We start from the raw sequence: 14,189 nt of genomic DNA, 5'->3' as shown, positions 1-14,189 counted from the left end.
CTTCCGGGCCTTCCGGTGAGTCTTCCGGGCCTTCCGGGCGGGCAGGGGCCGGAGCCCTGCCCGCCCACTCATCAGCCCAGCCGGTACCGAGCTTAGGAAGGGCCGTGGCCGCCACCGAGGACGTCACCGAGAGCAGACTGCTGCTGGCCGAGTACGACCGGATAAAGGAGGAGCAGAAGACCCGGATCGGATTCCGTGACAACCTGCTCTACTTCACCCTCGCCGCGTCCACCGCGGTCCTGGCGATCACCGTCCAGAGCCGGCAGGTCCAACTGCTGCTCACCGTCCCGGTGATCTGCCTGGTCCTGGGCTGGACCTACCTGGTCAACGACGAGAAGATCTCGGCGGTCGGCTGTTACATCCGGGACCGTCTGGGACCGCGGCTGGCCGAGCTGACCGGCGCCCACGGCGTGGTGTTCGGCTGGGAGACCTACCACCGCGACGATGCGAGCCGTGCCACGCGCAAGCGACTGCAGAACGCCATGGATCTGTTCACGTTCGTGGTCCTGCCGGTGATCTGTATGACCGCGTTCTGGTGCTCGTCCGACGTCCGGCCGCTACTCGTGATCGTCTCCCTCGCACAGGCACTCGCCCTGGCGGTACTGGGCCGGCAGTTTCTGCGCTATGCGGAGCGGTAGTGCCGGGCCGGCGCGCCCCGCCCCGCCGAAGACCCCGCCCGCGACCATCGACGCCCCCGGCTCAGGGCCAGACAAGGCAGTACGCCTGATGCCCCGCCTCATGCAGCCGGTGGCTGAAGTCCTGCCACTCGTGCAGCGAATGGGAGGGACGGGGTGTTGGCCTGGGTTTCCCGGTGAAACGCGCGTTGATCTGCAGAAACTCCACCCAGTAGTTCTCACCGGTCAACGCCGTTTTCCAGGTTCATGTGCCCTCGATGTGCCCTCGGCGGCTGGAACGAGAGCAGTAGATCACAGGTGGCATGAGGCGGTCTTCTCGTGACGACTCGTGCCGCACCAGTCCGGTCACGCGACACTCACGTACGGAGACCGCTGGGGAACGATGACCTGTGTCGGATGCGTAAGCCGTATGGACTCCACCCGCGCGCGTCTCAGATATTGTGCAGAGGCCATCCGGCCGCATGGAAGCGGGCAGACTAAGGGGTAGAGCGGAGGGGAGGCGGATCGTGTCGGACATCGGTGCTTTGATCAACGCGTTCCTCAATGTGGACACCCGCTTCAGCGTGCCCCTGTACACCCAGGAGGCAGCGGCCCGGTACCTCCGCACTCCCTCGTCCACGTTCCGGTCGTGGGCATGCGGCTACCACAATCACTTCCCGGATCGCCCGGACGTCGTCGGCGCCCCTCTGATCACTTCTCTGGGCAACCCGCGTACTGGCGCATCCGTACCGTTCATCGGACTCGCCGAAGGCATGTTCCTATCGGCGTTGAGGGCAGCCAACGTGCCCATGCAGAAGATCCGACCTGCACTGGAACTGGTTCGCGACGAACTTGGTGTCGAGCACGCACTGGCGTCCCGACGCCTGTACACCGATGGGGCGGAACTGCTCTACGAAGTGAGCGATCACCTCGATGGTGAGGAACGCATCGAGCCTCGCAAGGTCATCGTCCTGCGTAACGGGCAGTACGTATTCCGCGAGGTCGTCGAGCGGTACATGAAGCAGATCAGCTACGACGCCGATGGTGTGGCTGCCTACGCCAACCGAGTTCTACTGCCTGGCTGGGAAGTTGCAGAGATTGCGGTGAAGGCGGACGTCAACTTCGGGCAGCCTTATTTCGTCCACAACGGCACCCCCCTTTCCCTCGTCGAAGATGCTATTGCTGAGGGCGTCCCTTTCGAAGAGGCAGCTGCCGCACAAGGACTGCCCGAAGAGCAGGTTGCCGAGGTCGACTACTACCTCCGTCTCGCCGGATGATGAGTCTGCCGCCGCTGCGGCTGTTTCTGGACCGGAGCACGAACGGCGACGACTTCGTTAAGGGTGTGAAGAGCCTCTGCCCTGACACGGTCTCCATCGGTGAGAGGTACGGCGTCAAGGCCGCCGAGAATGTCAGTGACGAGGCGTGGCTGGCAGAGGCTGCTGCAGAGAGGCGGATCTGCGTCGGAGCCGACAAGAAGATCCTTTCAAGCTCTCGTCCCACAGAGATCGCTGCCGTTCTCAAGCACCGTGCTCGATATCTTGTCTACGCCAACAACAACCTGCGGGCGAATGACCAGCTAAGGCTCTTCAATACTCTCCTACCTGATATTCGGGAGCTGACAGGGACACCAGGGCCGTGGGCCTACACCATGGCCCAGCACGGACTGATACTTACCTCCCGCGAAGAGCTGGAGCAGCGGCTCCTTCAGGCAGCCCAGCGGCTTGGCATCCAGCCCCGGGCTCGACATCGCTGAACGGTCTCGAAGGAACCAACGCCCTGCTTCCGTGGGCCATCATCGACCGATCCGCGCCGACGTTGTGTGTGGCCGACGAGCTCTGCAGCTCGAAGCATTGACGTGGGGCGATGCGGCTGTCCGGCGGACCTACTCCGTGAGAGGCGACTTGGCCCAGAAGGACTGAGCCTGTCGCAGAAGCGAAACGGCCTCTGTGCCGTAGGCGGCTCCCTCGCGTAGCAAGTCGAACATCTTATGGTGGAGAGCGACCTCGCTTTCGTCGGTGATGTCCAGCTCCGAGGAGACAAGTTCCACGTTGACAGTGTCGCCCTCGCCGTAGATCCCGAAGGCAGGGGCGGGGAACATGACCAGGCGCGCTGAGGCAGGGATGATGCCCAAGGCGAGGGATGGCAGGTCGATGTCGCGCAGGAGGCGGTCGATCTGGCCACGCATTACGGTGGGGCCACCGATGTTCGTGTAGAGGGCCTGCTCACCGAGGATGACGTCGTAGTGGTGGTTGCCGTCGTGTAGAACCCCTTGCCGTTCCATGCGTTTGGCCACTCCGGCCGGCACGTCGTCGGGAACGCCGAGAAAGCGTACGACCTGCTTCAGAATCACGGTGGCGTACGCCTCGGTCTGGAGAGTCCCCCAGATCATGTCGGGGACGTACGCTTTACCTTCTTTCGTTCGCTGATACCAGCGGATCACGTCTTCCTGGACGGCTTCCGTGCCGGTGGACAGGCGCTCCTGCCACGGTACTGACTTGGTCATTGCCTTCCCTCCTGGCCATTTGAACGGGTCAGCGCACGTCGGTGGATGTCTCCTGTGCGGCGAGGGACTCAAGAGCCGGGCAGTAGCGCCACGACCGTGGACTGAACGAGCTGAGCTGCTGCGAGGACGCCGGGAATGCCTCCGCATCGTTCGACGAGGTTTTGGAGCACGTAGCGCACGGTGCCCGGATCGTGGTCTGGCTCGTCCAGCCGTGGGGTGATCATGTCCAGGTCGCGCAGGGCGGCGTCCACTTCGGGGTACTGGCCACGCAGTGCTTCAAGGCGTTGCCGCAGATCGTCGATGCTTTCGCGGGCCTTGTCCACAGCTTCGGTGGTGACGCGTGTAGACCCCTTGCCCGATCACCGCTCGGGTGTCGCCCGCGACCCCCAAGGGCACCGCAGGACCGGAGAACACCGACTGGTGCTCCGTGTACGTCAAGTCTTCCCCCCGTGTCTCCAGTGCCAGCCATGATTCGGCGACCCACGGCGGGCACAAAGGGGCATCTTCCTCGGGAAGAAGGAGCACCGCCACACCGCAAATCCCCACAAGACGCCCACGAGAGTCTCGCGGCGGAACAATGACTGAAATCGGCCGCTGTGGTCCTCTGCGCTTGTGGACGGTGCTCGTCGGTTGTGATGGAAACGGATGACAGACTGCTGGCAGGTGGAGATCCACTACGGAGGCGGTGACTCGTCGACGACTCGTTCACCGCGGGCAAGGCGCCGCTGCACCGGTAGACGCCGCTGGCTAGATCAGAACACGACTTCCGTCGGGATGAAACCCGAGGTGTTCAAGGCCCGGCATGCGGCGCCGGGTGAGCCCACCTCCAGCTAGCACGTGAGCTACTTCGTTTGGACATGTCCGTGCCGGGATCTGTCAGACCGCGAGTGAAGGGCTCGTACCAGTCCCCGCTTTACCTGTTCTCTGACATGGCGTGCAGGTGGGCGTGGAAGTCGACCGCGTGGCCAGCCATCGAACCCTTCCAGGCGGCGGGGTCGGCACGGGCGATCTCCTGCCACGCCGCAGCGTTGGAGGCGGCGAACGCCTCTTTGGCCTCCGCTGGTGCGGTGCGCCAGGAGGGAAAGCGGCGGGCGAAGGCGTCCGCCTCAACGAGCGTGTGTCCGGCTTCGAGGAGCCGCAGGATGAGGATGGCGGGGTCGATCCAGGCTGCGCCACGTGTGGGCCAGGCCCAGTCGATGATGTGGGCGCGGTCGTCGACGAGGACGTTGTGCGGGGCGGGGTCGGTGTGCAGGAGAGTGTCGCCGGCGAAGAGGGCGGCAGTTCCCGGCGGGGCATAGGCGGCCCAGCGCTGTTCGGCCGCCTTGATGGGAACGTCCGTCGGAGCGGTGGTCTCCTGGAGTTCCGCAAGAGCGACAGCGACCAGGGGCAGGTCTGGGGAGCCCGGGCTGTAGTCGGCGTGTCGTCCCGGAAGGACTTCGTATCCGAGAAGGTCCCAGCCGGCCACCTCGATGTGCCAGTACAGGCGGGGGCAGGCACGGGGGAGGTGTGGGTTGATCGCGGCCTCTCGACGCTGGGCCGGGGCCTGTGGGTGGTCGGTGGGGATGCCCTTGACGAAGACCGGGCCGTGATCGGTCTCGAGAAACGCGGCGATGCCCGAGTTCAGCCCTCCGTCGGCGGTGCGGGCGGCGTGGACGGAGCCCGCCTTGTCGGCGATGGCCTGGCGTGCCTCCACGGGAAGGTCGTGGAAGTGGCGGCGGATCATGGACACGGCGCGGTTCCTCGGAGAAGACGATGGGCTGCCCCGGCCAGCGTACGGCCGGGGCAGCGCGCCGGAGCGGAGCCCCGGTCTAGTAGGGCTGGTCGTCGCCGGCCGAGCAGCTGCACCCGGCGGACTCGGCGACGTCGACGTCCAGGTCGCCGATGATCCGGAACGTGCCCTCAGGGACCGGGGGCGCGGAGGTGGGCACGGGCAGGGTGCCGGTGGCCTCTGTGGGCGGGCGCAGGCCGATGGTGACCGGGATCGGTGCGGGCCGGGTCAGGGTGGCGCTGGTGGGAGTCATGCTCCGTAACCTCCGTGTTGACAGTAGAGCGATCGGTTGTCCCCCGCCTCCTGGTGGAGCTTGGCCAGCGGTCGGCATGTCCTGCAGGTGCCGACCTTCGAGCAGCCGGAGCATCCACCGGTGCGGAGCTGGAGGGACTCGGCGATGCCGCCGAGTCGGGGGAGGGCGGTCAGACCCTCGGTCATGAGGTTCACGCTGGGGTCGCGGCCGATCTTGCAGACCGAGGCGATGCCGTGCGGGTCCACGTGGAAGAAGGTGTGGCCGGCGTTGCAGCCGGTGAACACACGGCGGGCGCGGACGTACTTCTGGGCCTGTGAGGCGAGCGGCTTCGCCTCTCCGTCGATCGTCGGGGACATGTTCGTGAAGACCTGGTACGGGAAGCTCCAGCGGTCTTCCACCAGGCGGACCATGTCGTCCACCTCGTGGGCGTTCTCCTCGGCGACGATGATGTTGATTCGCACGGGCAGGCCCGCCGCACGGGAGGCGTCCAGGCCGCGGCTGAAGCGGTCGAAGGCGCCGCGGTTGCGGGTGACGGCGTCGTAGGTCTCCCCAATCGCCCCGTAGAGGCTCACCGTCAGGCGGTAGGGCCGCAGGCGGGCGAACAGCTCCTGCATCCTCACTTTGTGGAGCTGGCTGCCGTTCGTCGATACCTGGATCATCATCCCGAGCCCGGTGGCGTATTCGTACGCGGCGGCGAACTGCGGGTCGATCAGTGCCTCGCCGCCGGTGATCTGGAGCCACAGGACACCGGCGTCTCGCAGCATCGTGAGCAGGCGCGTCTTGTCGTCCCAGTCCAGGCCCTCGAACCGCTTCTCGCCGAGGTAGCAGAAGCCGCAGTCGTGGTCACAGCCGAGGTTGATCTCCCATGACGCCTTCGCATACCCGTAGGTGGAGCGTTCACGGACGAGGAGGGTGTCCCGCAGTGGCCCGGTGGGCAGGGGAATCTGCCATGCGGCCGTGGCCGCCTCGGCGAGCCAGGCCGGGGCCGACCGGTCCTCGGTGACCGCCGTGTGCAGTTCCTCGAAGCGGGACTCGGGGATGGCCACTCCCTTGGCGTGACCGGGTCGGAGGAGGAGGTACTGGCCCAGGAACGGACTCGCGATCAGTTGGTGCACGTTGCCTCCATGTCGTCTGGCAGGGGGTGGGGCGGCTCGACGTCGGGAGCTACGAGGCAGTGGCCAGATCGTTGAGCAGCTCGGCGAGGCCGACGACGCGGAACGACTGGAGGCGGCGAACCAACTGGGAGGCGAGGAACGTCCCGATGTTCGGATGGCCGTACGGCAAGGGCGCATCCGGCTGTGCGATGACCTTCACACCGCCCTCGTCCTGGCCGTACAGAGTGCCGTGCACGCCGTACAGGGGTGCGCTCCTGGCCAGGAACACCGTCGGGTCGTCCTCCAGGTGCGGACAAAGCCTCGCGGCAGCACGGGTGTGCCTGCGGCACACCGGAGGTTGATTGGTGAGGATGCTCGGCCGACTTGGATCGTGATCCCGCGGGCCGGCGAGAAAGATGAAGCCGAGGGGCGTGCGGGCGGGACCTGTGCAGACCTGGCAGGTGAGCGTCTGCATGCACACCATCTGCCGGTGGGGGTGCATCAGCTTCCACTGCGGCGCACCGGAGATCCGGCCGTCGGTGTCGACAGGGTTCCACCCGCACCGGGCCCAGAGCACGCCCCGCGGGTCTCGGTCCCGGGGGTCCTCGTCCGCGTAGTACAGCCGCGGGCCGGAGGAGTGACGCGTGATGACGAGGTTGTCCAGTGCCGCGTCCTCCCCTTCCCTCTGGGTGATGTACGGGACCAGGGAGAGACTCTTGTCTCTCGACTCGGCGGCCCGCGGGTTGTACATGAGGCGGAGGGGCGGGAAGGTCACGGTGCCTCCGTAAGGCACTGCTGGGCCACCAAGCGTTCGAGGAGTTCGTGGAACGTCCACGCCATGCGCCGGAGGTGCCCGACGGCACGACGGTGGTCAGTGGGTACTTCCTCGGTCCCGATGGTGCGCCCGCGCTCGATGAGGTCGGCCACCTGCCCGTCCTGCTCGGCCACTTTGAGGGCCAAGGCGAGGTGGACGAGCCGCATCAGTCGGCCACGAAGGCGCTGCGCGTGCTCGTCGACCTCGTGTTCGGTGGGCGTGTAGTCGTCCAGGACGGCTGCCACGTCATCGAGCAGCAGTCCGTCGACGTACGGGGCCCAGCGCTGCACCTTCTCCAGAACCCTTCTCAAGCCGGCCTCGGTGAAGGGCGGTACGGCGGCTCGCACGGGATGGGACCAACCGGGGCGGATGGTGGTGGCCGTCATCGCGCCGACTCCTCTGGCACAGCGAGGCGGAGCCGGTAGGTACCTCGTACGGGGGCGGGCACGGTGATCTCCTCTGCACGAAGTCGGCGATCCGAACGTCCGTCCCTGGAGAGGGCCGGCGATCGGCTTCGAGGTTCCCGTTGCCGTAGTGGCGTTTCCACGCCGTCGCTACGTCGTCTCCCCGCCGCCTGGACGGCGGAGAAGCGTCGGTCGAGCGGCGTGGAGACGCGCTGGAGACAGGAGGAACCTGTGGGTCACGCCCGTTCGTACGACCGGAAGAGCGACCGCGATGCTGAACGACTCAAGCCCGGCAGTGCCCAGTCCGTACACACACTGGGTGGCCCTGGCCGGTCGGTGCGATCCCCTTGCCTCGGCCCGTGACCGGGCACGTACTGTCCTGGCCGACGTCGCCCCCTGCGTGAACGACGCTGTGCTGGTCGTATCCGAGCTGGTGGGCAACGCCGTGCGACACACGACGGCCGGCCCTGACTGTCTGACCATCGAGATCGGCGGGGATCAGGTCATCGTCGCGGTCCACGACCCGGAGCCTGACGACGGTCGTGTGCACCTGTCGGAGATGGCTGCCGATCCGCTGGCCGAGTCCGGCCGTGGGCTGTGGCTGGTGCAGACGCTGGCGTGTCGGTGGTACGTGGAGACCACCGCCGTCGGCAAGGCGGTCGTTGCCGTCCTGCCGCGCGGGGAAACGGCAGTCAGCCGAGCGGCAGGCTCTTGACGACGTTCCACCGATAGGCGCGGTCCTCGCGTCGCAGCTCCACCAACTGCACTTCCTGGACGTGCAGATCGACTGGTGCAAGGCCCCGGAGTGGGGTGACGGCCTCGATGACCGGGGCAGCGGGGCGTGGCCGGTTGTTGTAGGCCAGGCTCAGGTGGGGGCGGAACAGCGCGGTCGGCTTGCGGGGCGCCAGCCCGAGTGAAGCCATGGACTCGCTGAGGGCCGAGTGCAGCGCCAGTACCGGGCCCCAAGGGGCGACCGTCAGGCGTACGGCTCCCCGAGAACCCGCGAGCGGGACCGCCCGCAGGCGGAAGGCCGCCGGGAGAAGCGGGGCCGCCGCGCTGATGACGTCATCGAGACGGCTCAGCGGCAGCGTTGCGGCGGAACCGACGCGTGTGAGCGTGATGTGCAACCCGTCGTCGGGGACCGGGTCCAGGCCGAGCCGCGCGAGGTGCTGCTGGCAGCGAAGAGCGAGGTCGGCCAAAGCTGGGCTGCCGGGGAAGGTGAGCATCCAGTAGTACGCCCGGGTCTGTGCCGTCCAGCCGGGCCGATCCCAGTGATCGACCATGGTCTCCACGGCGTCGAAGGCAGCCTGGTCGTGTGCCGCGATCACCGCCGGGTCACTCAGGTCGGCCGGGGGGTGGGTAGGGAAGGCTGCGGGATCGGCGCTGAGCTGGACGTGCGGCCAAGACACCCGGCGAACTCCTCCGTGATCACCCCGCCTCAGCAGGCGGGAGCTGACAGCCCCAGACGCGGAGCCGTTCGCCATACTCGCGCACCGCCGATCGGGACCGCCAAGGGGATGCTCGCTCGTACAGATCCCGAGAGCGTTGCCGCACCGAACTGATCGGCAGCGGGCTGGCCAGAGTGATCGCCTGTTGCCCGAGGGACATGGCGTGCTCCACGTCCGGTGCTCGCCGTTGCAGCATCGCGGTGGCCACGTCGAGGCGGACCAGCGAGCGGCTCCACGCGGAGTCGGACCTCTCGACCAGCTCGTCGAGGTCCTTGGCATCTCTCAGCACGTGCTCGGTGTTCTGCAGAGCGACACGGGCGGTCAGCGCATTGGCCAGGGTGCGGGCCCGCCCATACGGCAAGAAGGAGATGCAGGAGGTCAGGCCGGGGGGCACGCCATGCCGGTCGGAGAGTTCCAGCGCCCGTCCGATGGCCCGCTCGGCCTGGTTCCGGTCACCGAGCTTGCCGAGCGCCCGGGCCCGGCCGTTGACCAGGAGTCGGATGGCCTGTGGGTGGTTCGGCGCCCGGTCCACTGCGGCGGCGGCCCGCGCGTCGGCCTCGTCGTAACGGCCTGCGTAGTACGCCGCGAAGGACTGGGTGCCGCAGGCCCACATCTCGGTGTCGAGATCGCCGATCGCCCGGCTCAGTTCCAGCGCTTCGGCGCAGTACGCCTCAGCCAGGGGGAACGCGCCGGTGTTCACCGCCATGTAGCCGAGCAGTCCGCCGGCGCGTGCGGTGACCCTGAACAGTTCCCTGCGCGCGGAAGGAGGTTGCTGACCGGCGAGCAGGGTGTGCCCCATGCTGTGCAGGCTCTTTGTCTGTCCCCACAGGCCGTCCGGACCGTCCTTCTCGTACCGCTCGGTGATCACCTCGATCCGGGAGGCGAGAAAGGACAGAGTGGTCTGGTCGACGTTGCCGCAGGCCAGCTGGCGGGCTCGGGCGAGAATGTCCGTCGGATCGTCGGCGGGGGCAGTCGGGCCGGGCTGGGGAGAAGGTGGAACGTCCGCAGGTAGTGGTTCTGGGGCGGCCGGCGGATAGGCCGAGGGCGAAGCGAACAGGTCGCGGGCAGTCCTGCCCAGCAGCTCCTCCAAAATGCGGCACGTGTCGGGGCGGGGAAGCTGCTTCAGCTCACCGCTCATCCACCGGTCGAACTGTCGCGAAGAGACCGCGACCGAGGCCAGCCGAGGGTCACCCGCCTCCTCGGCCAGGTTCCGGGCCGCGCGGGAGAACTGCACCTCGAACGCCGCGTAAGTCGTGAGGTGCCGCTCTTCGAGTAACTGCCGGAGCAGCGTGTCACGGGGCATGGAGACCTCCCAACACGTCGGCGGAACCAAGGGCTCCTCGGTAAACGACACGCACGCCGGACCGTGCGGCGTACGGGATGTCCTACGCAAGAGTGCCGACGCAAGGGGCAACTAGGCAATAGTGGCTGGATCCACGTCAACCGCCAGGTGCTGCTCGTCGGCACGAAGCCGGTTTTCGCTCTGCCCAAGGGCAACCGGATCCGGTCAGTGCCGCTGTCGGCTCAGTTGGCCACTGCCCTCAAGGCCCACATGAGGCGATTCCCGCCCACGGCGGTCACGCTGCCCTGGGCGAAGCCCAACGGCGAGCCCAAGACCTTCCGGCTGCTTTTCGTCGACGAAAAGGGCCGAGCGTACAACCGAAGCGTCTTCAACATGGGCGCCTGGAAGCGAGCCCTGGTCGCCGCCGGCGTGATCCCTCCCCGCGAGCGCGGGGCGAGGTACCTCCAGGCGGCCCCGGAGGACGGCATGCACGCCCTCCGGCACGCGTACGCCTCCGTGCTCCTGGACGCGGGGAGAGCACCAAGGCGCTCTCCGAGTACCTCGGCCACTCGGACCCGGGCTTCACGCTCCGGACGTACACGCACCTGCTGCCGTCCAGCGAGAGCCGGACCCGCAACGCGATCGACGATGCCTTCACCGAATACAGGGAGTCCGAAGCTGGGAGTGCAGCAGGGCCGCCACCCGATCGTGCGGCAGACCCCGAGGCGACCGCTGGCTTGGGTAACGGAAGGGACTTTACGGCGAAGCTATGCCGTAGGCGGCTCAGGGATGCGCCAGGTGATGCGGAACCGCTGGTCCGGTGGAAGCCCGAATCTGCCCACCGGGCCGATCGCCTTGATGAGATAGCCAAAGAGCTGATGGTGGGCTTCCTCGGAGAGTTCATGCCAGGTCTCTGGTGTCGCGGTCATGACCTCCCGCATCAAGGACACGTCCGATTCGGCGCGCAGCATCTCGATACGGTCCTCACGGTCCATGGTCTCGTCAGCATGCATGGCGCTGATCGACCGCTGAAGGAGGTTCGGCTCGACTGCCAGGCGCTGGAGTATCCGGTCGCAGCCATAGCGGAAGGCCGTATGCATTTCGACCGCTTCCTGGTCCGGATAGTGGTAGCCGAAGGGGCTGCCCTCCTCGGCGCCCAGGTAGTCGCCCTTCAGGGTTCGCAGGAGAGCACGTAGAGCAAACTCGGCACCGTTCTCCTCGATGAGGCGGACACCAACCTGCACCCATTCGTCCTCTGAGATCACAGGCTCGTGCGGCACCGCGAGCGAGGGGGCGATCTCAATGGCGTTGAACGGGTTAATCATCACGCCGACGACCGCCTCAGCGGTCCACTGCCCGCCATCCGTGCCCCACCCCCGTGATAGTGCCAGTTCCCGGGCCGACTTCATGCCACCCGGCTGTCCCTCCCGCACTGCGCGCCATAGGGGCAGGAATCGCGCCACCTCGGCCGTCGGGTCTCGGGGTGGATCGACGCAGGCGCTGGCGAGCACCGCCACGATCGACTGCACGGTCTCCCAGCGCGGGACGTTCAGGCCCTTGAGGGTCGTACGGACTCCCTCATGGCTGACGACCGCCGGGTGGTCGCCCTCAGCGATCAGGGCGCTCACCTTTCGCATGCCAGGGCGGCCCGCCGCCCGGTGGAGCTCTTCGAGGGCGCGTACCAGCTTCTCGTGGGCTTCGTTCGGAAGAGAGACGGTGTTGGGAGTCACGAAACGACAGATCCCTTCGATCTTTCAGATGGCGGCCCGGATGACCGTCAGATAGCGCCAAGAGCGTAAAAGTCGCAGGCAGAGTGCCACATGCCAGATTGCGTCAACTTCCCCGTCCCGGGCGCCAAACGATGACAAGCAATCGAAGGAGGCCCCGAGCATGGAGACAGCGTTGTGAGCGAGCCGGTGCCGTTTCCGTAGGAGTTGCTCCCGTGCACATCCCTAACTACGCCTATGCCATGATCCGGTCCGCACTGCCGACTGTCCCTCTATCCCGCCAGGTGGGGGCGCTGGATTGCTGCCTCTGTGACAAGCCCTTTGAAAATCGGCCGCCCGTACCGCTCGGGCCGACTCCCGAGTCGGGACTGTTCGGCTGCCATCCCTGTCTAACCCGGTTGGTCGCCCGGGCGCGGCGGGCCCGTGACGCTGCACTGACCCAGGACGCCGAGCGGGCCCGAACGGAGTCCGCGACCTGGCTGCCGGTGCGTGAGCGGCATCTCGGCCGGCTCGACAGTGCGCGGCAGGCCGCGGAGGCCGTGGCCGGGCTGGCCCGGGACGGTGACACCGAGCCGCTGCAAGTCGCCTGGCTGCTGGTCCCGCTGGAGTCGGCGTACGCCTCTGTCCCGGAGGCGCCGGAGCCACCTACCTCTGCGGAGCGCGAGGACTCAGAGCTGAGGGACGAGGCGTTCCGGCTCGACCTGGCGATGATCACAGCGCGGGAGGCGGTGGCGGAACGGCTCGCCTATCACCTCATCAACGAGGCGCAGCCTGAGGAGCCGGAGATGTGCGAGGAGCTCGAATGCCTGGAAGGCTGCTCGGGACGACATGACTCCTCTCACATCGACTGCGGACCGGACGCCGTCTTCGAGGATCTGGCGAAGCGCGGAATCACCGTGGAGCAGCCGGAGCCCGAACCTCTGTCGCCTCGGCTCGCGGCTCTCTTGGGAAGGACCGAGGCCGAGGAGAGGGACTCGCTGCTGCCGGACATTGAGGAGCAGTCCCCCGTTGTCCTGGCGCACTTCGGTATCGACGCCGACGATACGGATGCCCTGGTGAGCGCGGCGGCGGTCGGGCTGGTGGTAGACGCCTGGCGCGAGGGGCCGCTGGACGTGATCCACGCGGCCGACGACGGGCCAAGCGACGGGGAGATCTTCGCGCAGAGCATCGATCTATACCGCAGGGCTCGCGCCGCGCTGGTGGCCGCACGGGAGGACGGGCCTGAGATGCTGCTCGCGTTCGTGGCCGTCGCCTCGGACCTGGACCTTCCGTGGGCCGGCGGTTCGCGCTTCACGCTGCGGGCGATGTCCGAATCCGTGGCGGAGTTTGTCCAGCACGTCGACGACCGGGTCTGGTTCACCGCGGAAGTGATGCGTGAACAGGGCTGGCGCGCGGGGTTGCTGCATAGAGCCACTTCGGCTGTGTTCAAAGTTCCTACCCACTTCGGTATGCCAGGCTGGCCTGGCGCCGTCGCCTCAGCAATGGACCGTCTCGCCGTGCTGGACATGTCGGGCGCACCCGAGGCGCTAACAGATCTCGCGGCGGTAGAAGCCGCGTTGGTCGAAGCGCCCGGCCAGCTGGGGGCAGACGCCCTCGACTGGGTTTCCCGCCAGGCCCTACTCGGCTAATGCGCCACCCGGCCTGCCCGTCCGCTGACGGACCGGGCTTGGAAAAGCCCTCGCACCAGGGCACCCGAACGGTTGCCCACGGCGTCCTTCGCCCGCGCAGTTCGCTATCCCCACTGCCGTCAAGCGTGTTGCCAGTGACCACGTCCACGTCAGACTCGGTCGCGCGGTTCTGTAGCTGCCCGAGCGCCGCGAGACGACCCAGCAGAAGGTAGAGGCCCCCGGTGAAGTGGGACGAAGTGACCCTCGTCATCCTCGCCGCGTCCGGCTGCGTCACGCTACTGCTGGCGCAGATCAGCGAGGTGCTCGAGAGGCTGCCACAAATCATCCGTGCGTGGCGGCAGGTCCGGCACGAACTGAGCGCCAACACCGATCCCGGCTCTCGGGATCACTCAACAAGGGTCACCGCCCCGGGCACCCTGGCTGTCGACCCAAGCGATGGGGACCATACACCCAGAGGGACCGGAGCAGGGCAAGACGAGGGTTGATCCGGTCAGCGGCATCGCTGGTGAGCGCCATTTGAAGTTGCTGACCGGTTCAGCCGGCGGCCCTCGCCCAGTTATGCACCGGTTGTGCACCACGGTGCGCCGACCTCGTATACGCAGGTCAGGGACGTTTCTGAGCTGTACTTCGACCTCACGCTCTCCGACTACCTCG

Annotated in this window: 15 protein-coding genes and 1 pseudogene; 6 read left to right on the top strand and 10 right to left on the bottom strand. The window is 67.2% G+C overall.

Features of this window, described 5'->3' with window-relative positions:
* Positions 1-104: 104 nt before the first annotated feature.
* The 3 genes from ABEB00_RS02750 to ABEB00_RS02740 all read left to right on the top strand — a co-directional run bounded on the left by ABEB00_RS02750 (position 105) and on the right by ABEB00_RS02740 (position 2,367).
* Positions 105-638 (top strand): hypothetical protein, encoded by a 534-nt coding sequence (locus ABEB00_RS02750; RefSeq protein WP_345617180.1) that lies wholly within the window; start codon positions 105-107, stop codon positions 636-638.
* Between the two features lie 503 nt (positions 639-1,141).
* Positions 1,142-1,891 (top strand): hypothetical protein, encoded by a 750-nt coding sequence (locus ABEB00_RS02745; protein WP_345617179.1) that lies wholly within the window; start codon positions 1,142-1,144, stop codon positions 1,889-1,891.
* Entirely contained in the window at positions 1,891-2,367 is a 477-nt protein-coding gene (locus ABEB00_RS02740; RefSeq protein ID WP_345617176.1) for a PIN-like domain-containing protein, read from the top strand. Before ABEB00_RS02745 ends, ABEB00_RS02740 begins: the two co-directional genes overlap by 1 nt.
* Before the next feature lie 129 nt (positions 2,368-2,496).
* On the opposite strand, the gene ABEB00_RS02735 is transcribed toward ABEB00_RS02740, so the two are convergent.
* From ABEB00_RS02735 to ABEB00_RS02705, 7 genes are all read right to left on the bottom strand, one after another.
* Positions 2,497-3,117, bottom strand: a complete 621-nt coding sequence (locus tag ABEB00_RS02735; RefSeq protein ID WP_345617175.1) for a DUF5753 domain-containing protein — start codon at positions 3,115-3,117, stop codon at positions 2,497-2,499.
* A gap of 68 nt (positions 3,118-3,185) precedes the next feature.
* Complete coding sequence (locus ABEB00_RS02730; RefSeq protein WP_345617174.1) at positions 3,186-3,440, bottom strand: hypothetical protein; 255 nt, start codon at positions 3,438-3,440, stop codon at positions 3,186-3,188.
* Between the two features lie 590 nt (positions 3,441-4,030).
* Positions 4,031-4,840: a protein kinase family protein gene (locus ABEB00_RS02725; protein WP_345617231.1), complete on the bottom strand. Its 810-nt coding sequence runs from the start codon at positions 4,838-4,840 to the stop codon at positions 4,031-4,033.
* A gap of 85 nt (positions 4,841-4,925) precedes the next feature.
* Entirely contained in the window at positions 4,926-5,138 is a 213-nt protein-coding gene (locus ABEB00_RS02720) for a hypothetical protein (RefSeq protein ID WP_345617173.1), read from the bottom strand.
* Positions 5,135-6,253, bottom strand: coding sequence for a radical SAM protein (locus tag ABEB00_RS02715; RefSeq protein WP_345617172.1), 1,119 nt, complete (start codon positions 6,251-6,253; stop codon positions 5,135-5,137). Before ABEB00_RS02715 ends, ABEB00_RS02720 begins: the two co-directional genes overlap by 4 nt.
* Positions 6,254-6,302: 49 nt before the next feature.
* Positions 6,303-7,007, bottom strand: coding sequence for a hypothetical protein (locus ABEB00_RS02710; RefSeq protein ID WP_345617171.1), 705 nt, complete (start codon positions 7,005-7,007; stop codon positions 6,303-6,305).
* Positions 7,004-7,432 (bottom strand): DUF6415 family natural product biosynthesis protein, encoded by a 429-nt coding sequence (locus tag ABEB00_RS02705; protein ID WP_345617170.1) that lies wholly within the window; start codon positions 7,430-7,432, stop codon positions 7,004-7,006. Before ABEB00_RS02705 ends, ABEB00_RS02710 begins: the two co-directional genes overlap by 4 nt.
* Before the next feature lie 337 nt (positions 7,433-7,769).
* On the opposite strand from ABEB00_RS02705, the gene ABEB00_RS02700 reads away from it, so the two are divergent.
* Positions 7,770-8,165, top strand: coding sequence for an ATP-binding protein (locus ABEB00_RS02700; protein WP_345617168.1), 396 nt, complete (start codon positions 7,770-7,772; stop codon positions 8,163-8,165).
* Here ABEB00_RS02700 and ABEB00_RS02695 read toward each other — a convergent pair.
* Together ABEB00_RS02695 and ABEB00_RS02690 are read right to left on the bottom strand one after the other, a co-directional pair.
* Entirely contained in the window at positions 8,143-8,859 is a 717-nt protein-coding gene (locus tag ABEB00_RS02695) for a 2'-5' RNA ligase family protein (RefSeq protein WP_345617167.1), read from the bottom strand. The two genes, ABEB00_RS02700 and ABEB00_RS02695, sit on opposite strands and share 23 nt — an antisense overlap.
* Before the next feature lie 19 nt (positions 8,860-8,878).
* Entirely contained in the window at positions 8,879-10,201 is a 1,323-nt protein-coding gene (locus tag ABEB00_RS02690) for a tetratricopeptide repeat protein (RefSeq protein ID WP_345617166.1), read from the bottom strand.
* 123 nt (positions 10,202-10,324) lie between these two features.
* Between ABEB00_RS02690 and ABEB00_RS02685 the strand changes: the two are divergent.
* Positions 10,325-10,881 (top strand): annotated as a pseudogene (locus tag ABEB00_RS02685) (tyrosine-type recombinase/integrase); the annotation flags it as partial.
* Positions 10,882-10,947: 66 nt separating this feature from the next.
* Here ABEB00_RS02685 and ABEB00_RS02680 read toward each other — a convergent pair.
* Positions 10,948-11,910 carry a hypothetical protein gene (locus ABEB00_RS02680; protein ID WP_345617165.1) on the bottom strand — a complete coding sequence of 321 codons (963 nt, stop codon included), beginning with the start codon at positions 11,908-11,910 and terminating at the stop codon, positions 10,948-10,950.
* Between the two features lie 212 nt (positions 11,911-12,122).
* Here ABEB00_RS02680 and ABEB00_RS02675 point away from each other — a divergent pair, with 212 nt between their 5' ends.
* On the top strand, positions 12,123-13,535 hold the full coding sequence (locus tag ABEB00_RS02675; RefSeq protein ID WP_345617164.1) for a hypothetical protein: 1,413 nt from the start codon (positions 12,123-12,125) through the stop codon (positions 13,533-13,535).
* Positions 13,536-14,189: the final 654 nt, after the last annotated feature.

It is taken from the genome of Streptomyces ziwulingensis (genome assembly GCF_039542605.1).
In the GTDB taxonomy this organism is placed as follows: Bacteria; Actinomycetota; Actinomycetes; order Streptomycetales; family Streptomycetaceae; genus Streptomyces; species Streptomyces ziwulingensis.
This window is presented reverse-complemented; position numbering and strand designations above follow the sequence as displayed.